Raw genomic sequence first — 19,591 nt, 5'->3', positions numbered from 1 at the left:
CGCGTCGCTTCACCCGCTATACCGTCACCCCGCCCGCAACCCCAGCCACAGCCCGACCGGCACGAACACCACCGCCATCGCATTGCCGATCATGACCATGGATGCGACCTTGTCGGGCTCGGCGTTGTACTGCTCCGCAAAGAGATAGTTGATCACCGCGGGCGGCAGGGCCGCGTACAGGAACAGCAGAGTGCGCTGCACGCTGTCCAGCGGCAGCAGCCACATCAGCGGGAACGCCAGCGCAATGCCGATCGCCGGCCGCAGCACCGCGCTGGCCATGCCGATCCGCCAGCCGCGCATCGACATATGCGTCAGGCGCACGCCCAGCGAAAACAGCAGCATCGGAATCGCCGCGTCGCCCAGCATCTTCAGGCCGGTCATGATCCAGGGCGACACCGGGATCCGGGTGAATGCGAACACCAGTCCCAGCGCCGTCGCGATCATCAGGGGCGACAGCAACAGCACCCGCACCGACGCTTCCCGGCTCAGGATCTTGACCCCCAGCGAGAAGTGCAGCGTATTGGTCACGATGAAAAAGGCGACAGCGGGCGCCATGCCGGTCGGGCCCAGCGCCAGCAAGGCCAGCGGCAGGCCCATGTTCCCGGAATTGATGAACATCATGGGCGGCAGCAAGGCGCGTGGCCGCACCCCCAGCAGCCGGGCAAACGGCCACGACAGCAGCCCCGACCCCGCCACCATGCCCACCGCGGCCAGCATCAGCGGCCACTGGCCGCGAATATCGAAGTCCTTGGCGGCCAGCGCCGAAAACACCAGCGCCGGCGTCAGCACTTCCAGGCAGATCCGGTTGAAGGTCGCCATGTCCGGATGGCGCGTTCGTCCGTACCACCATCCCGCGAGCACGATCAGGAAAACCGGCGTGATGATGCCGGCAATCCGCAGGAAAAGATCCACCCGGCGTCAGGCCTTCAGGAAGTGCTCGCGGTAGTACTTCAGCTCGTCGATCGACTCGTAGATATCGGCCAGCGCTTCGTGCTTACTCTTTTTCTGAAAGCCCTTGTAGATCTCGGGCTTCCAGCGGCGGCACAGTTCCTTGAGCGTGCTGACGTCCAGGTTGCGATAGTGGAAGAAGGCCTCGAAACGCGGCATGTAGCTGAACATGAAGCGGCGGTCCTGGCTGATCGTATTGCCGCACAGGGGCGACTTGCCCGGCGGCACGTACTGCGACAGGAAGTCCAGCAACTGCGTTTCGGCATCGGCTTCGGTCACGGTCGACGCCTTGACGCGTTCGATCAGGCCGCTGCGGCCATGCGTGCCCTTGTTCCAGGCGTCCATCGCGTCGAGCAGTTCGTCGGATTGATGGATGGCCAGCACCGGACCTTCGGCCACGACCTCGAGCTGCGCGTCGGTCACGACCACGGCCACCTCGATGATGCGTTCTTTTGCCGGATCCAGGCCGGTCATTTCCATGTCCAGCCAGACCAGGTGGTTTTCGTTCAAGGCCATATAATCGGTACTCCGGGCGAAAGGTTGACGGCGCGGCGTCAAAGGCATGATGCCCAAGCCATGGGGCTGAGGCCTGAGGTCACAGGCACCACGGCCGGACGGTCGCCGGCGGCGCAGTGCGCCACGCAATCCGCGATTTTCTCACACGCCGCCGCGAACGCCTGCAGCAATTGCGCGATGCCCCTGGCTTTTCGCGCCCTGTGCCCCGACATACAGTTTGTCCGCGCCCACGTGCCTGTCCCTGCATGCCCGTGCGTGCCCCACTTTCGATTGAGCGAAGCCTGTGTTCACCCTGCTGTTCGTCTTCCTGCTCCTGCTGGGCGTTGCGTTGAGGCTCTGGCTGTCTACCCGGCAGACCCGCCACGTGGTGCGTCATCGCGGCGACGTCCCCGCCGAATTCGCCGGCCGCATCGGCCTTCACAGCCATGCCCGCGCTGCCGATTACACGGTCGCGCGCGTCCGTTTCGACATGTTCGCGGTGGTGTTCGATGCCGTGGTGCTGCTCGCACTCACCTTGCTGGGCGGGCTGCAGGCGCTCGACGTGCTGGCCTCGCGTCTGGTGGACGGCGACTTCGCGCGGCAACTGGTGCTGATCGCGCTGGTGTCGGGCGTGCTGGGCCTGCTTGGCCTGCCCTTCACTCTGTGGCGGCAGTTCCGGCTCGAAGCCCGCTTCGGCTTCAACCGCATGACCTGGCGGCTCTTCGTGGCCGACGCCATCAAGGGGCTGGTGCTGTCGGTGGCGCTGGGCCTGCCGCTGGTCGCTGCGATCCTTTGGTTGATGGGCACCGCCGGGCCGCTCTGGTGGCTGTGGGCCTGGGGCGTGTGGATGGTGTTCAACGTCACCCTGCTGCTGCTGTTTCCGACCGTGATCGCGCCCATGTTCAACTCGTTCACGCCACTGGCCGACGACACGCTGGTGGACCGGATCGACCGGCTCGCGACACGTTGCGGCTTTTCGCTCAACGGCCTGTTCGTCATGGACGGCTCGAAGCGGTCGGCGCACGGCAACGCCTACTTCACAGGCTTTGGCAAAGGCAAACGCATCGTGTTCTTCGACACGCTGCTTGCCCGCCTGCTGCCCGAAGAAATCGAAGCCGTGCTTGCCCACGAACTGGGCCACTTCACGCACCGGCATATCCTCAAACGCCTGGTCTTCAGCTTTGCGCTGACCCTGGCCGGTTTTGCGCTGCTGGGCTGGTTGTCGAGCAAGGTGTGGTTCTACACCGGCCTGGGTGTCGAGCCGTCCTTGACCGGCAGCAACAGCGCTCTGGCCCTGATCCTGTTCTTTCTGGTGGCGCCGGTGTTCAGCTTCCCGTTCACGCCGTTGGGCAGCTGGTATTCGCGCAAGCATGAATTCGAAGCCGACCGATACGCGACCGAACACGCCAACGCCAACGACCTGGTATCGGCGCTGGTCAAACTTTATGACGACAACGCCGCGACCCTGACCCCCGATCCGGTGCATTCGGCGTTCTACGACAGCCACCCGCCCGCCAGCGTGCGGATCCGGCGGCTGATCGATCACGGGGCGGCATCGCCCCTGGCGCACGGCGCCATCCCCACTCCGGAGTCCGCATGACAGGTCTGCCCTTTTCGACATCCCGCGCCTGCCGCGTCGCGAGCGCCACCCGGTGAGCCGACCCAAGGCTGCCGCGCCCGCCCGGCCCACCGACGCCACCATCGTTCGCGGACGCGTGGTCGAAGCCTTCGGCCGCCATTACACGGTGGAATTTCCCGATGGATCGCGCCGCCAGTGCTACCCGCGCGGCAAACGCGGCGCCGCTGCCGTGGGTGACGTGGTGGACATCGCGATCGAGGGCAAGGCCGAAGGCGCGATCAACACCATCGTGCCCCGCCGCAACCTGCTGTACCGGTCCGACGATTTCCGCACCAAGCAGTTTGCCGCCAACGTCGATCAGTTGCTGATCGTCGTGGCAACCGAACCCGACTTTGCGGACGACCTGGTCGGACGTGCCCTGGTCGGCGCGTGGAGCGCCAACATCACGCCCTGCGTGATCCTGAACAAGGTGGACAAGGTGACGCGGCTGCCGGTCGCCCGCCAGCGTCTGGCGCGCATCGCCGCGCTGGGTGTGCCGGTGATCGAGTTGAGCGCGCACGATATCGACGCCACCCGCGCCACGCTGGCGCCGCGCCTGGCAGGTGTCACCACCCTGCTGCTGGGGCAAAGCGGCATGGGCAAATCGACCCTGCTGAACGCATTGATTCCCGAAGCCCTGGCGCCGACGCAGGAACATTCGATCGCCCTGGGCGCCGGCCGCCACACCACGACCAGCACCCGGCTCTACCACCTGCCCGACGCCCTCGCTCCGGGCGGCGACCTGATCGACTCGCCCGGCTTCCAGGCCTTCGGCCTGCAGCACCTGACGCCCGAAGACATCATCAACGGTTTTCCGGAATTCAAGCCGTTTACCGAGCAATGCCGCTTCTACAACTGCACGCATCGGCATGAGCCGGGTTGTGGCGTGCTGGAAGCGCTCAAGCACGGCGAAATCAGTGAATATCGCCATGCGCTGTACATGCGGGTGCTGGCCGAAAACGAGAGCGCCGTGCGGTATTAATGGGGCCGGGGCACGGGGCACCGGCCCGGCATGCCGCCAGGCGGGTGCGCAGACCGGCTCGCGCAGGGCTTCGGGTCCTGCGCGCTAGTTATATCCTTCAACCAAATCGATCGTTCGCCAGGCGAGCCGGCTCGCGTAGCCTGTCGACCTTTGCGCCTTGCACTGCGCGCGTTGCACTGTGCCATCGCGCGCGGAACCGATTGATGACCCAACCTTCTCCCCAAGCCCTGATTGACGCCCTGCGCGACTACCCGGATCTGCGCAAGGCGCTGCGGATGACAGCTGACGGCACGGTCGTGGGCCGCTTCTACGAATTCGATCTGGCCAGCGGCTTCCAGCGCATCGTGCGCCTGGGCGCCGCAGTCGCCCCCGATTTTTCTGCGCCCCAGCCCGTGGTGGCCTACGATGCCTATGCCCGCTCCCGCGGACAGTCGGGCGATACGATCAGCCCCTGGGGTCTGTTTTCGCGCGCAGCCGAAGACGCCACGGTGGTCTGGCTGGACCGCCTGTGCCGTGTCGTGCATACCGTCAATTATGTGTCCCAGGAAGGCAGCGGGGTTCCGCTGCACCTGCGCGTGCATGGCCGCCTGTTGGCCGCCATTGTGCAAGACCATGGCCATGCCTTCCGCGACATGCTGGACGCCATGGGGGTAGCGACCGCCATCCCGCGGCTTGCCGGCCAGCCGGAAGCGCTTTCAGGGGGTGGCCATGCCATCGTGCTGCAGCTGCCCGACACGGCAACGTACGACGCGGACCTGGCAGGTCAGCTGATCCGTAATTACCGCCATCATGGATTCGGTATCGCGCTGCAGGCATCGGGCGCTGCCCTGGCCGTGGCGCGGATCAAGGCGTATGCGCCTGACGTAATGAAGGTGGATGTGCGCACCCTGGGCCCGCTCGAGCAGCAGGTACCCCCATTACTGCGGGCGGCTGAACATGTCGCGACCCAGATCGTATTCACCCGAATCGACAATCCTGTAACCGCACAGACCCTGGCGGCGCTTGGCGCGCACTTTGGCCAGGGCTACACCTTCGATCTGCCGGCCGCCACCCTGGCGGCCGTTGCTGTCAGCGCCTGACCCTCTCGGCCGAACCGCCGGCGACCCGGCGCAATGCACGATCGACCAGGGTCGATGGCATTCCGCCCGGCGGCGGTCCGTACGGCGCCTGCTCAGTTCAGTTCCAGCAGGTCCGACATGTCGTCGGCGTGCTCTTCTTCCACGGCCAGGATCTGCTCCAGCATGCGGCGGGTGGTCGGATCATCGGCGCCGATGTAGTCGACCATGGCCTTGTAGCTGTCGATGGCGATACGCTCGGCCACCAGGTCTTCGCGAATCATGTCCTGCAGCGAATTGCCCGGCACGTACTGGGCATGGCTGCGCTCGAGCAGGGTCGACGGGTTGAAGTCGGGCTCGCCGCCCAGCTGAACGATACGCTCGGCGATCGAATCGGCGTGTTCCTGTTCCTGCGAGGCATGCTCGGCAAACTCGGCGGCCACGGCTTCCGAATGGATGCCCTTGGCCATGAAATAGTGGCGCTTGTAGCGCAGCACACAGACCAGCTCGGTCGCGAGCGCTTCGTTCAAGATCTTGATGATCTCTTCGCGGTTGCCGGCGTACGCCTGCGTGATCGCGCCGGATTCCAGGTTCTGGCGTGCCTTGGCGCGCACGGCTTCAAGGTCGAACTGGAATTTTTCTTGCGAGCCGTTCTGTTGGGTCGCGTCGTTCTTGACTGGCATATCCATGTTGTGCTCCAAGAGATGAGGTGTTGACCCGATCAACGATATACCTGCGTCTCTTGGAGCGCTGTAACGAACTCTTCCGCCTCCCTGCACCCGGCATGCAAATCACACGCATTCAATTGTCCAGCAGGGCAAAGCCTTACACGGGGTGGATCTCAGACAGGTCCTGACCCTTGCCGTGTGGCGCTGGCGGACAGCGCCGGGGGGTTGCATGCAGATACCTGGCTTTACCGGGCACACTGTGTGGTTCGGTAGGAATTACGAAGGCGGCACGCGGCCGCCTTCGATTACATCTGGAGACGTGCTCCGCACACGGTTGCGTAACGGGCCGAAACGATCAGGGCTGACTCTCATTTACCTTCCGACAAGTGGAACGTAGATGGCCATGTTCCGGCGACGGTGTCAGGTGGCCCAGCCCGCCAGCGACAGCAGTAATAGCAGGAACATCCACAGAACGACCGACCGCCAGAGCAAACCGACCGCGGCATGGAGCGCCGGGGGATCCGGCAGGCGCCGCTCGGCGTCATCCGGCAGGTCACTTGCTGCGCCTGCATCGCTTGCGGTGGCCGCTGCCGCTGCCGACGCCATGTCGGGAGGCACGCCGCCGACCGGGGGCACAGCGTCAGGCGGGAGCGTGCTGGCCGGGGGCGTGCTGGCGGGAGGCGTGCTGGCGGGAGAAGTGCCCCAGGGTGCGGTCGGGACCGCCGTGGCCGAGACCGCCGTGGCGGTCAGCAGTAGCGGTTTGGCCGGCAGCGGCGTGAGCCGCACGCCGAGTGCGCCCGCCGCGCTTTCCACGACAATGCCCCGCTGCGGATCGGGCCACAAGGCCGCGCGCTGGCGCCAGCCGTACAAGGCTTCTTCAAAGTTGCCGACAATCGCAAACCCGATCGCCGTCATGCGGGCAGGAATCCAGTCCAGTACCGCAAAGGCACGGCGCGCCGCGTTGCCGAAGGCGTCGGGCCGGGCTGCCCATTCGTGACGGGCCATGCCGGCCAGCCGGTACAAGGCCGCACCCGCCGGACCCGGCAGGACGGCATACCAGAACAGCACCCCATACACGTTACGGTGCGATGCCACCACGCCCTCTTCGATCGCCGTGCGGCAGATCTCCGGCAGGGTCAGCGTATCTCGGGTCCAGGTCTCGTCGGTGCTGCGCATCCAGTCATGCAGATGCCGCCGGGCCAGCGGCAGATCGCCGCGCGCCAGCGCCAGCTGCAATTCGGTGAAGTAATGGCTGAACTGACGAAAGCCCAGCGTGAACCACAGCACCAGCACGTGGAACAGCAAGGAAAAGATCGGATGAATGGCCCACATCAGCGAGCCCAGCGCCCACACGAACAATGTGGGCACCACCACAGCCAGCGCCCAGGCAAACGCGGCGTAACTGGCGTTCCCGGCGTCCAGGGCATGACCGGCCCAGCGGATCAGACTTCGAGCAGCCTCGTGCACCGCATTGTTGCGTGGCAAGGGGCGGATCTGTTCGGCGAGGAAGGCGAGTAAAAGGGCAAAGAAGCTCATAGGCGGATTCTAGCGGGCATCGGGTCGATCGGGGAGATGGCCTGCGCACCCCACGCGGTGGCCGACCGCGCACCGGGTGTCAGGCGTCGAGGAAACGATAGAGATTGTGCAGCATGCCCGCCGTCGCGCCCCACACAAAATACTTTCCATAGGGCATGGAAAAATACGTATGGCTGCCGTTGTGGGGCAACGCCACCCGGTGCACACGGTGATTGGCGGGATCCATCAGGAAAGCCAGCGGCACCTCAAAGACCTCGGCCACCTCGAAGGGATTGGGAACCGGATCGAAGTCCGGCTGCACCAGCCCCACCAGCGGAACGATGTTGTAGCCGGTGCTGGTCACGTAGTCCGGCAACTGCCCGATCACCTCGACCTTCCCGGGCGGCAGGCCGGTTTCCTCTTGCGCCTCGCGCAGCGCGGCGGCAATGACCGACGCGTCCGTCTTTTCAACGCGCCCGCCGGGAAAGCTCACCTGCCCTGCGTGATCGTGCAGGTGCGCGGTGCGCTGGGTCAGCATCACCTGCAGGCCCGCTGGCCGCATCACCAACGGCACCAGCACCGACGCCAGCCGCAGCCCGGTCTCGGGCCCCGGAAACCGGGTGGACCAGGTCTCGGCGGACTCGGGCGTCCAGGCAGGCGGCCGGGCAAACCGCGCTCGCAAGGCCATGGCCGTCAGGCGGTCGGGTGGAACGGCTTGCAGGCCGGTGGGATTGATTTCCCAGGGCTGCGAAGCGGGATCAAAGCCGGGGCCAAGTGGCTTGCGACGCGCCGGCAAGGTCACCGTGCGATCGGCCGCCGGCGCCGTGCCGGCATCACCGCCTGGCGGCGGGAACAGGGAGGAGTCGGAAGCGTCGGAACGGGACATGGCAGAAGGATACGGCAGTCTTATCGCAAAACGACTGCAACGCGCCAAAGCGCGTAAGCAGATATGACAACAACGGCGCCACAGCACAGCCCAGAACACCTTGGGGCACTAGCGCACCCCCACCAGGACACCGCGGATCTGGCTCCGCCAGTCCGCTGGTGTCGCCCCTGGGGGAGGCGCATAGCGCCAAGGGGGGGCCAGATACAAAAATGGCCTCCGAAACCGGAGGCCATTTTTACCACTGCGTCCAAGGACGGACGTCGGAATTACTGCGCCGACGCCTTGGCTGCTGCAGCTGCCGCGGCTTGTGCCGCCGAGCTGTTGCGAACCAGCTTTTCCTTGATCCGTGCCGACTTGCCCGAGCGGAAGCGCAGGTAGTACAGCTTGGCACGACGCACATCGCCACGACGCTTGACTTCGATCGAGGCAATGGTAGGTGCATACAACTGGAACGTACGCTCGACACCTTCGCCAGACGAAATCTTGCGAACGATGAACGACGAATTCAGGCCACGGTTACGACGGGCGATGACCACGCCTTCGTATGCCTGAACGCGCTTGCGCGTACCTTCAACCACATTGACGTTGACCACAACCGTATCGCCAGGAGCGAATGCGGGGATGGTCTTGTTTTCCATCAAGCGGGCGACTTCTTCTTGTTCCAGGATCTGGATCAGATTCATCTTTACTACTCCGTCAACCATCATTCAAAGCGGCCAAGTGTTATGGCGTGTGCCACCGCTTCCAGAGGATGGGGTTAAACCCCGCCGGGCCAATGCCCGGCAGATCTGCGTCCGGCAGGCGTTTACCGAAGTCAACGCCTGCCATCTTGTTTCCCGTCGCGCCGTGTGAGGCTCGACAGAAATTTTTCGTCGTCGCGGCTGAGCCAGCCCCGCTCGCGCGCCGCCACGATCAGATCGGGCCGCTTGCGCGCCGTGGCTTCCAGCGACTGGCGCCGGCGCCATACGACGATGTTGGCGTGGTGGCCCGACATCAGCACGTCGGGTACTGGCACGCCGTCGAACACTTCCGGCCGGGTGTAATGCGGACAATCCAGCAGGCCGGACAGGTGTTCGTTGAACGAATCCTGTACTGCCGATTCGCCGTCGTTCAGCACACCCGGCAACAAGCGCACGGTGGCATCCACGACCGCCAATGCGGCGATTTCCCCGCCTGACAACACGAAGTCGCCCAGCGAGATTTCTTCGGTCACCCACCGGTCGATGAATCGCTGGTCGATGCCTTCATACCGCCCGCACACCAGGATCGCGCCTGGACTGTCGGCCAGCGCCTGGGCGCGGGCCTGATCGAAACGTCGGCCTTGCGGCGACATCAGGATCACGGGTACTGCTGCGGAGGCCCGATCCGCCTGGATCGCCGCCACCGCCTTTTCGAGCGGGTCGACCCGCATCACCATGCCAGGACCGCCACCGTAGGGGCGATCATCGACCGTGCGATGCACATCGGTCGTGAAATCCCGAGGATTCCACGTATTCAGGCGCCACCGGCTTTGCGTATGTGCCCGACCCGTCACGCCCTGCTCGGTCACCGCCGAAAACATCGGGCCGAACAACGTGACGACATCGAAACGCAAACCTGCCGCCGGTGACAGCGGGGATTCCGTCGCTACGTCGGCGGCGACGCCTGGAATTGCGTCGCGGGACTCGCCGCCGTTCACGTCAGAAATCCGCGGGCCAATCGCTGTCGATCACGCGGCCGGACAGATCGACGTTGCGGATGAACGCATCGACGAACGGCACCAGGATTTCCTGGACCTTGCCTTTCGCATCGAGCAGCGGCTGGGTGGCGTCATCGGGCGACACACGTTCGACCCGCAGGATCGAATGCGCACCGTTGTCGGTCACATCCACCACATTGCCCAACACGATCTTGGGCGCTTCGCCGGTTTTCGGATCATCTTCACCCAGGCCGAGCAACTGGCAGCCAATCAGATCGACCCAGTAGAACTCGCCCTCGGCAGGCGCCGGAAACTGGCTGCGCGGCACCAGGACCGACCAGCCGCGCCAGGCTTGCGCCTGATCGCGATCATTCACACCTGCCCACGTTGCCGACACGGTTGCACCGTGCCGTTTCGCGTTCAGTACCGATACTTTCAAAACCTGCGCACCCGCAACCGGCTGAGCGCCCTTGGGCGTCTTGCGCAGCCACCACACTTTTGCCGCAAGCAGGGTGTCGGGTTGCGACGAGTACGGTTGGACCTTCAGCCCACCTCGCACCCCCAGCGCTTCCACAATATGGCCGACCTCGATCAGGTCGGCAGGTGCGGTGGCGTCTGGCGTCGGTGCGCCGGCGTCACGATCATCGGACATGGCGTACCTTGAGCGGGGAATGGATCACTGATTGAACGCGAGCCAGGACCGGAGCCGCGGCGCAGCGGGTACACACGCTGACGGCAGCGGCCATGCGGTCGTTGGGATCAACCGGCCGACGCAATTCATCGGCCACTGAACCTGGCAACCCAGGGCTTTTACGCCCGAGGCTTTCACACCCGGGGTCTTCAAACCCAGAGCCTTCGAACCCAAAGCCTTCGAACCCAAAGCCTTCGGACCCAAAGCCTTCAAACTCAGGCTGCCGGAGCAACCTTCTCGCCGTAACCCTTGACCAGACGGGCAACGACTGGCGACAGCTGGGCGCCGTTCTGCTTCCAGTATTCGACGCGGTCAAGCGCGATACGCAGGCTTTCTTCGCCTTCCGAAGCGACCGGGTTGTAGAAACCCACGCGTTCGATGAAACGGCCGTCACGGCGGTTGCGCGAATCCGTAGCGACCAGATTGTAAAATGGGCGCTTCTTGGAACCGCCGCGCGACATACGAATCACCACCATGGTAGGTAATCCTAAAAAAGAGGGTTGACTTGCAAACAGCCGAAAAGTATAGCGTGCTCTGACCCCACCTGCAAGCCGGCATCAGGTAAAGTCCTTGTAAATCAAGGTGTTCACCGATGGATTCCCACCACATTTCGCCCAGCACCACCCCTGCGTCGCGCCCACCTGGCACCGCGGGCTCCGCAGCCGCAGCCGCCACCGTTCAGAACACCGGCCCTTCAACGGCCGGTTTCCCGGCAGGCGATGCGGCGGACAGCGGTTCTTCGGCAGGCCCCTCGCCGGCCGTGCCTGCGGGCGGCGCGCCTGTCGTGCGTCCCGCCAGCCACTTCCGGCACAAGGCGGTGGCCGGACTGCTTGCTGCGGTGCTTGGGTGCACCGGCGCCCAGCTCTGGTACCTGGGCCTGCCGCGCGCCTGGCTGGTGCTCGCATTTTCGCTGCTGACCGTGGGCACCGCCTTGCGCGCCGAATTCTGGTATTTTTCGCCCGCCTTTTTCCTGTTCCTGATCCCGGTCGTGGGCGGCTTCATCCACGCGCTGGTGCTGTGCCTGACCCCGGACGAAAAGTTCGATGCCCGCTACAACGCCGGCCAGACGCGGCGCAGCCACACCGGCTGGCTGCCCGTGCTCGTGGCCATTTTCACGCTGGCGGTTGGCAGCAGCATTCTGGTGACGGGCCTCGCGCTGTTCTTCCAGGCAGTGTTCGAAGGCCGCTTTTTTTAAGCGCCGTGCGTGAAAGGGCGATGCGTTGACCCACGGCGCCCTTCTCTTCAGGCGATGCTGGCTCGGCCTGCCCGGTCGGCAGCACGGCGGGCGGACGCGAACGCCGCCAGCCGCGCCTGTCATGCGAACAAGGACAATTGCGGCGCCGGGCCTGCCGGGCCAACCACACCTGACTTGCGGGTCGCGCGCACACTGACTGCCCTTGCAGGCGCCACGAACGCCGTCCGATCCAGTTCCACCCGTTCCCGCACCATGCCGGCCTTGCGCAGGCCGGCCGCGAAACGCTGCGCATACAGTTCCGCCCAGATGCCTTCGCCGCGCATCCGGGTGCCAAAGCGCGGATCGTTCTGCTTGCCGCCGCGCAGGTCTTCGATCCGATGCAGCACCCGCGCCGCCCGGTCGGGAAAGTGCGCCTCGAGCCAGTCGCTGAAGATCGTCTTGACCTCCCACGGCAGCCGCAACATGGTGTAGAACGCCGTGCGCGCCCCGGCGTCCTGGGCGGCGGCCAGCACATGTTCCATCTGGTCGTCGGTAATGAAGGGAATGACGGGCGCCAGCGACACCCCCACCGGCACGCCCACGGAACTCAGGGTCCGCACGGCCTCGATCCGCCGATGCGGCGCAGCCGCGCGCGGTTCCAGCTTGCGCGCCACATCGGGGTCCAGCGTGGGCACCGACACGTACACGGCCACCAGGTTGCGCTCGGCCAGCGCAGCCAGAAGGTCGACGTCGCGCGTCAGCAGCGCGCCCTTCGTCACGATCGTGACGGGGTGCCGTGTTTCCAGCAGCAGTTCGAGCAGCCCCCGGGTCAGCTTCCACTGCCGTTCGATGGGCTGGTAGGCGTCGGTGGCCGCGCCAATGTTGATGGGCTCGACCTGATAACCCGGCCGTGACAACTCGCGCCGCAGGGCATCCACCGCGTTTTCCTTGGCGATGAGCCGGGTCTCGAAGTCCAGGCCCGGCGACCACCCAAGATAGGCATGGGTAGGTCGCGCAAAACAGTAGACGCAGCCGTGCTCGCAGCCCCGGTAGGGATTGATGGCGCGATCGAAAGGAATGTCGGGCGAATCGTTGCGCGAAAGGATCTGCCGGGCGCGTTCCACCGTAACGGTGGTGCGCAGCGGGGGCAGCGCATCGTCAAACGGCTGGGCAGCCTGCACTTCAGGCGCTTCGGGCACTTGAGGCACTTCATGCGCTCCAGGCCCTCGGGCCGCCACGGCAGCCGGACCCACTCGCCGGCCCGCCTGCGCCTGCCCTGCCCCATCGGCACGACCGGTGTTCCCGCCACCCGGCCCGGCCCAGGCGCTGTCGGCGCGACCGCCGTTCCAGCCGCTGTCCCACCCATCGTCTGCAGCCTGGCGCGCGTCGTTTTCAAAACGATGCTCCACGTTCCTGACCGCGCCCCGCCCCTTGAACGGCAGGGGCCGAAGCGGCTGCCAGGCAGGTTCTTCGGCCACATCGGGCGGGAAAGCATCAGCAGGGGAAAAGGGGGCGTCGTCCATGGAAGAACTGTATATCCATACAGTACCAACCGCAAGTGCCGGCAGGACAAAATCGCCCTGCCCCGGATGCCCTTCAGACCACCTTGCCAGGATTGAGCAGGCCCTGCGGATCCAGGAAGTCCTTCAGTTGCCGCATCAGCGCCAGTTCTTCGTCGGTGCGCGACACGCCCAGCCAGGCGCGCTTGTCGAGGCCGATGCCGTGTTCAGCCGACACGGCGCCACGGAAGGCGGCCAACGGGCCGTACACGATCTCGTCGATCCGGTGCTTGGTGGCGTCCGACCCGTCGCCAACCGAGAACGACACATGCAGATTGCCGTCGCCCATGTGGCCAAAAATCCAGCAGCGGCCTTGCGGCCAGTTGGCCTGGGCGGCGGCCGACACGCCGTCGGCGTAGGCCCGCATTTCGGACACGGGCAAGGACACGTCGTAGTTGAAGGACTTGCCGAACTTGAACATCTCTTCGACGCTGTCTCGCATGCGCCAGAGCGCGTCGCGCTGGTCCAGCGACTGGGCCACCGTGGCGTCGACGATCAGTCCGTCGGCCATGGCGTCTTCCAGCGCCTGCATGAAGCGCACGCTGTCGGCTTCCTGATCGGCGCCCAGCGATTCGAGCAGCACATAGAACGGATAGCGTTCGGCAAAGGGCGACCGGCCCTGGGCGGGCGGCGTGGAGACCAGATCGAAGTAGGCCTGCCACATCAGTTCGAAGGCGGCCAGTTGCCCGCCCAGCTTGCGGTCCATGTGCTTGAGCAGCCGCACCACGGCGTCGAAGTCGGTGGCCGCCACCAGCGCCGTGCACTGGCTGGCTGGCATTTCATGCAGACGGATCACCGCGCGCGTCACGACGCCCAGGGTGCCTTCGCTGCCGATGAACAACTGCTTCAGGTCGTAGCCCGAGTTGTTCTTCATCATGGTGTTCATCGACGAGATCACGCGGCCATCGGCCAGCACGGCTTCCAGGCCCAGCACCGAGGCGCGCGTCATGCCGAAGCGGATCACGCGGTTGCCGCCCGCATTGGTGGCAATGCCGCCGCCGATGGTTGCCGTGCCGCGCGCGCCGTAGTCCACGCCGTAGTACAGGTCCACGGCGGCGGCCGCTTCCTGGATCTGCTGCAGGGTCACCCCGGCTTCGACCGTCATGGTGCGGCCGGCCACGTCGATCCCCTCGATGCGGGTCATGCGTTCCATCGACAGGATCAATTCATCGGGCGACGCATCGGCGCCGCGCACGAGTCCCGTCAGTCCACCGTGGGTCACCACGGCCTGGCCGACGGCCGCGCACCGCTTCATGACCTCGGCGACCTCAACGGTGGTCTTGGGGCGCACCAGCGCATAGGCGGTCAGCGCGTCGGGCCGAAAGGCGCCCGCGCTGCGGCCGGTCACCGCGTCTCCGGTCAGGACGGCCTCGTCACCCAACAGGGCGCGCAGGTCTTCGATCAACTGTTCTTTCATGGGAAATCCGTCAAACACAAAGGAAAGCGCCGTCCGGGGACGGCACTGGGCCGCGCGCGCGTAGGCGCACATGCCGTCAGCGGGGCGCGCGCAACCAGGACAGGCAAGCATCCCCCAGCAAGGTGCCGGGCGTGGTCAGGTCGATGATGACATCGAAATGATTGCGGTCCGGAATCTCGAAGCGGTTCGTCAAGGACCCGGCGGCTGCCAGCACGTCAGCATACGCCTGGCTTTGACGCTTGAATTCGCGGGTCTCGACCTCGCCCCAGCAGACAACGGCCGGCGGCGCGCCGTGCGCAGACAAGTGCAGCGGGCTGATGGCCGGGATATCGGACGGGCTGAGCGACAACGCATCGTTGATCGAGGTACCGATCAGCGGCGCCAGGTCATACACCCCCGACACCAGCAGCGCCGCCGACGGGACACCCGCCGGCAAGTCGGCGTCGTCGGCCCAGGACCGCAGACCCGTCATTGCGGCCAGATGCGCGCCGGCCGAACTGCCGGCCACGACGATACGCGACGCGTCGTAGCCGAATTCGTCGGCGTGCGCATGCAGCCAGCGCAGCGCCGTGCGGCATTCGATGACCATGTCATGCACGGTGGCGTGCGGCGCCAGCGTGTAGTCCAGCGCGGCAAACGCCGCCCCCGCCGCCAGGGCGCCCGGCGCAGCAAACAAGGACTGATCCTTGGACAGTTCCTGCCAGTACCCGCCGTGGATGAACACGAGCAGGGCCGGACGGGCGGCGGCGGCGGCCACGGCGCCATCGTCGTGCGCGGGCAGGAAGAGGTCCAGCCGCTGCGCCGCATCGACGCCGTAGGCCAGATCGCGCCGCACGGCATGCCGGCCGAGCGCCTGGGCGCTCAGGTCGGCATACGCCTGCAGGAACGGCGCGTAGTTGCCGCCAATGCACGAACTGGGCGAGTACTCGCTTTCGCGCTCGGCGTCATTCAGCGGCACGGTCATCCAACCCATCACATCGGTTTGTAGCCGGCGTTCTTGACCATGGTGGACCACGCGCGATTGGTCCGGGCGACGCGGTCACCCAGCTCGGCCGACGTGCTGGCCTGAGCCGAGATGCCGAGCGCGCTCAGCTTTTCAATGAAGTCGGGCGACTTGACGATCTTGGTGATGGCGGCGTTGTAGGCCTGCACGGTCTCGGCGGGCGTGCCAGCCGGCGCGAACATGGCTGTGAAGATGACTTCTTCATAGCCCGTCACGCCCTGCTCGGCGTAGGTCGGGACGTCGGGCAGCAGGGCGAGGCGCTGCGTGCCATTGACAGCCGCAATGTGGACTTTGCCTGCCTTGGCGAACTGGAGCATGGCGCCGACCGAACCGATGCCAGCTGCGATCTGGCCGGCGACCAGGTCCTGGGCGACGGGGCCGTCGCCGCGGTAGGGCACCGACTTCAGGTCAGTACCCAGGGCATTGGCAATGACACCCACGGCAAAGTCAGGCGCGCTGGCAGGGGCCGGTACGCCTACGTTGCCCTTGCCCGGATTGGCCTTGGCCCAGCTTGCGAATTCGCGCAGGCCCGCGGTCGGCGAGCCCACCACGGCGGGGTTGATGGCAAACACGTCGGGATTGACCGCAACCAGTCCGACCGGTGTGAAGTCCTTGATTTCGAAGCCTGGATTGAGCAGCGTCAGCGGGATCATCGACACGGTATGGCTGTTCGACAAAAACAGGGTCTGGCCATCGGGACGCGAACCTTTGAGCGCCTGCGCGGCGATCTGGCCGCCCGCGCCGGCACGGTTTTCGACCACCACGGTGCGATTCAATTCATGCTGCATGCCGACGGCCAGGTGACGCGCGATCACGTCGGTGCTGCCGCCCGGCGGAAAACCGACGAGGATACGGATCGGCGCCGACTGCGCGAACGTGACAGACGCGGCGGTCAGCAGCGCCAGCGCCGCGGCGCCACAGGTCAATGTCTTGACAGCATTCTTCAACTTCATGGTGACCTCGTCGTTCCTGGAAAAGGGGCGACGCCAGGAGAAAGCGGCAGGCGAGCGGCCTGGCCGGGCGTCGCTGGATCGTAGCATGACCCATCTGCACTATTCAACGAATCCGCTTATTTTGCGCAATCGCACCCGCAAGCTACACTTGATTGGATAAGTTATTCAAACGGCGCGGACAGACGGAGATGACTATGCGAGTACCCACCGACGACGTCGACCGGCAATTGCTGGTCGCGCTTCAACAGAATGCCCGGCTGACCACAGGGGAACTGGCGCAAATGACCGGCTTGTCGCAGTCGCCCTGCTGGCGACGGATCCGCCAGATGGAAACGTCAGGCCTGATCGCCGGTTACCACGCGCGCCTGAACCGGCGCGCATTGGGCTATGGCGTGGTGGCCTTCGTCAGCATCAGCATCGACTTCCAGAACGATGCGTGTTCGGCACAATTTGTCGAGGCCGTCCAGGCGATCCCAGAAGTCGTGATGTTTCATGGGGTATCGGGCCCGTCCGATTTCCTGCTGATGGTCGTGGCCAAAGACCTGGATGCGTATTCTGAATTGCTGCAGCAGAAACTGCACGGGTTGCCCAGCGTCAAGCAGGTCCAGACATCGTTTTCGCTGCAGGAATTCAAGCACTTCAACGACCTGCCGATGCCCGACTGAGAGCCTCGACCGCCGGGCCGCCTGCGCCGGGGCTGAATTACACTTCTGCGCATGGCCTCTCTTTTGCTGACCCCCGAACAACGCCAGATCATCGGCCACCCCGGACGCGCCCTGCTGATCGGCGCCGTGGCGGGTTCGGGCAAGACCACCACCCTCGCCCACTGCGTTGCCCATCGTGAACGCCAGGGCATGCCGGCGCGCGACATTCTGGTGCTGGTGTTCACGCCCGCTGCCGAGCAGGTGTTTCGCCAGCGGCTTGCCCAGGCCAGCGCATCGCGGCAGGTCCAGGTCGCCACCTACCCCGCGTACGCAAAGAGCCTGCTGGATCATTGGCAGGAAACCGGCGCCATCGACGGGGCCTCGGTGTACCTGGAATCGGCCGAAGCCGTCCGCCCCTATCTGTTCGAAGCGATTGAACTCGCGTCCGAAGCGCCGGACGCCGACCCCGACTACAGCTACGACCTGAGCAATCTGCACGCCGAAATCCTGCTGAACCAGATGTCGCGCATGAAGGGCACGCTGGCCATGCGGCGCTTCGAGGACGAGCCCGACAATGAGATCGCCGAAAGCCTGGACCTGCCGCGCGGGCTGGTCGCCATCTGCCGTCACTACGAGCGCACGCGTTGCATGGACTACGGCAGCTTTGCATTCCAGAGCGAACAGGACCTGGTGTATGACGCGCTGGGGATCCTGGCGGTGGAGACAGGATCCCCCGAACTGCCCCGCCACGCCCTGATCGTGGCCGACGAGTGGCACGATGCGAACGCGGGCCACGTCGATCTGCTGGCGCACCTGACGACCCCGGGCACCCGCATCATTGCGGCGGGCGACCGCGAGCAGGTCATTCACACCTGGAATGGCGCCGATCCGCGCTACATGGGAGAAGGCTTCCTGGCGCGGTTCCCCGGCACCGAGCGGCTGCCATTGACCGCATCATTCCGCTGCGGCGCCACGCTGAGCGCGGGCGCGGCCGCGCTGACCGGCCAGCCTTTCACCTCGTCCCGTGCCACCGACACCGACGTGCGGGTGACGACGTATGACGCGCAGGCCGACGGCGACGGCGCAATGAAAGCTCTGGATGCACTGATGCAGTTGAACCAGGCGTCGGCCGACGCGCGCTGGAACGATTGCGCGGTGCTGCTGCGCGATCACCACCAGAGCATCGAACTGGAAAACACGCTGATCGAACATGGCGTGCCGTATCAGACCGAGGGTTTTTCCAGCTACTTTCACCGCGTCGAAGTCATGATGCTGCGCGGCATCCTGCACATCGTGCAGGGGACGATCGCACCGGTGACAGCGCCAGCCGAGGTCCGCGGCGTGTTGCGGGCGCTGGGCATGTTTGCCGGCCTGCGCTATTCGGAAGCCGAGTGGACCGACGCCGAGCGCACCATTGCCCGCCAGCCCGATACCTTGCGCGACTTTCATCGCGGTCAGCTGACGCGCAGTGACGATGGCGAGTACGCGCCCGATGCCGTGACGCGGCGCTGGCGCGAACGGTTCGCCGCCGTGTGCGATGCGCTGATTGCCGAGCGCGGCAACTGGAACGCGGGGCGCCTGCTGGCACACGCCGCGACGCACCTGAACATTGCCGACACCACGCGCCGGCTGTTCGTGCATCAACACCAGGCCGATGCCGTCAGCCGGTCCATCGCCGGCTTCATTGCCTACGCGGCGCGCACGGGGCTGGATGCCGGTCAGTTCCTGGCGTCCCTGGACAAGGCGCAGGCCCGGTCGGGCGCGTTGAAGAAACATGCCCAGCGACTGACCCTGTCGACCGTGCGCGATGCCAAGGGCAAGGAATGGAAGCATGTGCTGCTGCCCTGGCTGGCGCGCGGCGAGTTTCCCGATGCCCGCGCCGAGCCGGGTGAAGAACGGCGGCTGTTTTATGTGGCGATCACCCGAGCCAGTGATAGCTTGACGCTGTTCACACCGGCGGGCGAAGCCCATCCGTACGTCCAGGCCATGCGGCTGGAAGCTCGGCCGGCGTCGGCAGTGCGGGCGGCCAGGACAGCGGCAGCCCATGCCGCGCCGATGCGGGCAGCGCCGCCCCCGCCCGCTGCGGCGGCCACGCCCCGCGCACCCGCGGTGCCACCGCAACTTGCCGCACGAGTCTATCTGGACGTGCCCTACGATGAGAAAGACGCCGCCAAGCAGCTCGGCGCGCAGTGGGACAACATCCAGCGCAAGTGGTGGATCACGCCCGCCATGCCGACGCGGCTGTTCCAGAAGTGGCTGCGGCCAGAGACCGGGCGCGATGCCTGATCCTGACTCTGATTCCGCG

General features: G+C 65.6%; 19 protein-coding genes. 6 read left to right on the top strand and 13 right to left on the bottom strand.

Features of this window, described 5'->3' with window-relative positions; translation table 11 throughout:
* Positions 1–24: 24 nt before the first annotated feature.
* Entirely contained in the window at positions 25–912 is an 888-nt protein-coding gene (locus IE116_RS23720; RefSeq protein WP_229828860.1) for an AEC family transporter, read from the bottom strand.
* Between the two features lie 6 nt (positions 913–918).
* Complete coding sequence (gene orn / locus IE116_RS23715) at positions 919–1,464, bottom strand: oligoribonuclease (protein ID WP_179590497.1); 546 nt, start codon at positions 1,462–1,464, stop codon at positions 919–921.
* 283 nt (positions 1,465–1,747) lie between these two features.
* On the opposite strand from orn, the gene IE116_RS23710 reads away from it, so the two are divergent.
* The 3 genes from IE116_RS23710 to IE116_RS23700 all read left to right on the top strand — a co-directional run bounded on the left by IE116_RS23710 (position 1,748) and on the right by IE116_RS23700 (position 5,122).
* Complete coding sequence (locus IE116_RS23710) at positions 1,748–3,043, top strand: M48 family metallopeptidase (RefSeq protein WP_189616128.1); 1,296 nt, start codon at positions 1,748–1,750, stop codon at positions 3,041–3,043.
* Positions 3,044–3,095: 52 nt separating this feature from the next.
* Complete coding sequence (gene rsgA / locus IE116_RS23705; RefSeq protein ID WP_189616126.1) at positions 3,096–4,043, top strand: ribosome small subunit-dependent GTPase A; 948 nt, start codon at positions 3,096–3,098, stop codon at positions 4,041–4,043.
* A gap of 203 nt (positions 4,044–4,246) precedes the next feature.
* Complete coding sequence (locus IE116_RS23700; protein WP_189616124.1) at positions 4,247–5,122, top strand: EAL domain-containing protein; 876 nt, start codon at positions 4,247–4,249, stop codon at positions 5,120–5,122.
* Positions 5,123–5,214: 92 nt separating this feature from the next.
* Here IE116_RS23700 and IE116_RS23695 read toward each other — a convergent pair whose 3' ends face one another.
* The 7 genes from IE116_RS23695 to rpsP all read right to left on the bottom strand — a co-directional run bounded on the left by IE116_RS23695 (position 5,215) and on the right by rpsP (position 11,012).
* Positions 5,215–5,781 carry a ferritin-like domain-containing protein gene (locus tag IE116_RS23695; RefSeq protein ID WP_189616615.1) on the bottom strand — a complete coding sequence of 189 codons (567 nt, stop codon included), beginning with the start codon at positions 5,779–5,781 and terminating at the stop codon, positions 5,215–5,217.
* A gap of 405 nt (positions 5,782–6,186) precedes the next feature.
* Positions 6,187–7,302, bottom strand: coding sequence for a CobD/CbiB family protein (locus IE116_RS23690; RefSeq protein WP_189616122.1), 1,116 nt, complete (start codon positions 7,300–7,302; stop codon positions 6,187–6,189).
* 79 nt (positions 7,303–7,381) lie between these two features.
* Positions 7,382–8,167: a CoA pyrophosphatase gene (locus IE116_RS23685; protein WP_189616119.1), complete on the bottom strand. Its 786-nt coding sequence runs from the start codon at positions 8,165–8,167 to the stop codon at positions 7,382–7,384.
* 266 nt (positions 8,168–8,433) lie between these two features.
* Positions 8,434–8,850, bottom strand: coding sequence for a 50S ribosomal protein L19 (rplS, locus tag IE116_RS23680; RefSeq protein WP_179590509.1), 417 nt, complete (start codon positions 8,848–8,850; stop codon positions 8,434–8,436).
* 131 nt (positions 8,851–8,981) lie between these two features.
* Entirely contained in the window at positions 8,982–9,761 is a 780-nt protein-coding gene (gene trmD, locus IE116_RS23675) for a tRNA (guanosine(37)-N1)-methyltransferase TrmD (protein ID WP_189616613.1), read from the bottom strand.
* 85 nt (positions 9,762–9,846) lie between these two features.
* A complete protein-coding gene (gene rimM / locus IE116_RS23670) occupies positions 9,847–10,497 on the bottom strand; it encodes a ribosome maturation factor RimM (protein WP_189616117.1) in 651 nt (216 codons plus the stop codon).
* Between the two features lie 254 nt (positions 10,498–10,751).
* Positions 10,752–11,012 carry a 30S ribosomal protein S16 gene (gene rpsP / locus IE116_RS23665; RefSeq protein WP_179590513.1) on the bottom strand — a complete coding sequence of 87 codons (261 nt, stop codon included), beginning with the start codon at positions 11,010–11,012 and terminating at the stop codon, positions 10,752–10,754.
* Between the two features lie 116 nt (positions 11,013–11,128).
* On the opposite strand from rpsP, the gene IE116_RS23660 reads away from it, so the two are divergent.
* Positions 11,129–11,731, top strand: coding sequence for a TM2 domain-containing protein (locus IE116_RS23660; protein WP_229828857.1), 603 nt, complete (start codon positions 11,129–11,131; stop codon positions 11,729–11,731).
* 119 nt (positions 11,732–11,850) lie between these two features.
* On the opposite strand, the gene IE116_RS23655 is transcribed toward IE116_RS23660, so the two are convergent.
* From IE116_RS23655 to IE116_RS23640, 4 genes are all read right to left on the bottom strand, one after another.
* Positions 11,851–13,233, bottom strand: coding sequence for a PA0069 family radical SAM protein (locus tag IE116_RS23655; protein ID WP_189616115.1), 1,383 nt, complete (start codon positions 13,231–13,233; stop codon positions 11,851–11,853).
* 73 nt (positions 13,234–13,306) lie between these two features.
* A complete protein-coding gene (locus IE116_RS23650) occupies positions 13,307–14,686 on the bottom strand; it encodes an FAD-binding oxidoreductase (RefSeq protein WP_189616114.1) in 1,380 nt (459 codons plus the stop codon).
* A gap of 76 nt (positions 14,687–14,762) precedes the next feature.
* Entirely contained in the window at positions 14,763–15,650 is an 888-nt protein-coding gene (locus tag IE116_RS23645) for an alpha/beta hydrolase (RefSeq protein WP_189616112.1), read from the bottom strand.
* Positions 15,651–15,658: 8 nt separating this feature from the next.
* A complete protein-coding gene (locus tag IE116_RS23640) occupies positions 15,659–16,642 on the bottom strand; it encodes a tripartite tricarboxylate transporter substrate-binding protein (RefSeq protein ID WP_189616111.1) in 984 nt (327 codons plus the stop codon).
* A 194-nt stretch (positions 16,643–16,836) separates the two neighbouring features.
* Between IE116_RS23640 and IE116_RS23635 the strand changes: the two genes are divergently transcribed.
* Complete coding sequence (locus IE116_RS23635; RefSeq protein ID WP_189616609.1) at positions 16,837–17,307, top strand: Lrp/AsnC family transcriptional regulator; 471 nt, start codon at positions 16,837–16,839, stop codon at positions 17,305–17,307.
* Positions 17,308–17,358: 51 nt separating this feature from the next.
* The gene (locus tag IE116_RS23630) at positions 17,359–19,572 is read left to right on the top strand and encodes an ATP-dependent helicase (protein WP_189616110.1); all 2,214 of its coding nucleotides are present in this window, start codon (positions 17,359–17,361) and stop codon (positions 19,570–19,572) included.
* Positions 19,573–19,591: the final 19 nt, after the last annotated feature.

The organism is Pigmentiphaga litoralis, assembly GCF_014651835.1.
Taxonomy (GTDB): domain Bacteria; phylum Pseudomonadota; class Gammaproteobacteria; order Burkholderiales; family Burkholderiaceae_B; genus Pigmentiphaga; species Pigmentiphaga litoralis.
The sequence above is the reverse complement of the archived record's forward strand: the minus strand, read 5'-3'. Positions and strand labels throughout refer to the sequence as shown.

What these genes read in the sequence shown, in the direction of transcription:
- orn (WP_179590497.1), bottom strand. Translation starts at nt 1,464, where the DNA reads ATGGCCTTGAACGAAAACCACCTGGTCTGGCTGGACATGGAAATGACC.
- IE116_RS23700 (WP_189616124.1), top strand. Translation starts at nt 4,247, where the DNA reads ATGACCCAACCTTCTCCCCAAGCCCTGATTGACGCCCTGCGCGACTAC.
- IE116_RS23695 (WP_189616615.1), bottom strand. Translation starts at nt 5,781, where the DNA reads ATGCCAGTCAAGAACGACGCGACCCAACAGAACGGCTCGCAAGAAAAA.
- IE116_RS23690 (WP_189616122.1), bottom strand. Translation starts at nt 7,302, where the DNA reads ATGAGCTTCTTTGCCCTTTTACTCGCCTTCCTCGCCGAACAGATCCGC.
- IE116_RS23685 (WP_189616119.1), bottom strand. Translation starts at nt 8,167, where the DNA reads ATGTCCCGTTCCGACGCTTCCGACTCCTCCCTGTTCCCGCCGCCAGGC.
- rplS (WP_179590509.1), bottom strand. Translation starts at nt 8,850, where the DNA reads ATGAATCTGATCCAGATCCTGGAACAAGAAGAAGTCGCCCGCTTGATG.
- rimM (WP_189616117.1), bottom strand. Translation starts at nt 10,497, where the DNA reads ATGTCCGATGATCGTGACGCCGGCGCACCGACGCCAGACGCCACCGCA.
- rpsP (WP_179590513.1), bottom strand. Translation starts at nt 11,012, where the DNA reads ATGGTGGTGATTCGTATGTCGCGCGGCGGTTCCAAGAAGCGCCCATTT.
- IE116_RS23660 (WP_229828857.1), top strand. Translation starts at nt 11,129, where the DNA reads ATGGATTCCCACCACATTTCGCCCAGCACCACCCCTGCGTCGCGCCCA.
- IE116_RS23655 (WP_189616115.1), bottom strand. Translation starts at nt 13,233, where the DNA reads ATGGACGACGCCCCCTTTTCCCCTGCTGATGCTTTCCCGCCCGATGTG.
- IE116_RS23650 (WP_189616114.1), bottom strand. Translation starts at nt 14,686, where the DNA reads ATGAAAGAACAGTTGATCGAAGACCTGCGCGCCCTGTTGGGTGACGAG.
- IE116_RS23645 (WP_189616112.1), bottom strand. Translation starts at nt 15,650, where the DNA reads ATGACCGTGCCGCTGAATGACGCCGAGCGCGAAAGCGAGTACTCGCCC.
- IE116_RS23640 (WP_189616111.1), bottom strand. Translation starts at nt 16,642, where the DNA reads ATGAAGTTGAAGAATGCTGTCAAGACATTGACCTGTGGCGCCGCGGCG.
- IE116_RS23635 (WP_189616609.1), top strand. Translation starts at nt 16,837, where the DNA reads ATGCGAGTACCCACCGACGACGTCGACCGGCAATTGCTGGTCGCGCTT.
- IE116_RS23630 (WP_189616110.1), top strand. Translation starts at nt 17,359, where the DNA reads ATGGCCTCTCTTTTGCTGACCCCCGAACAACGCCAGATCATCGGCCAC.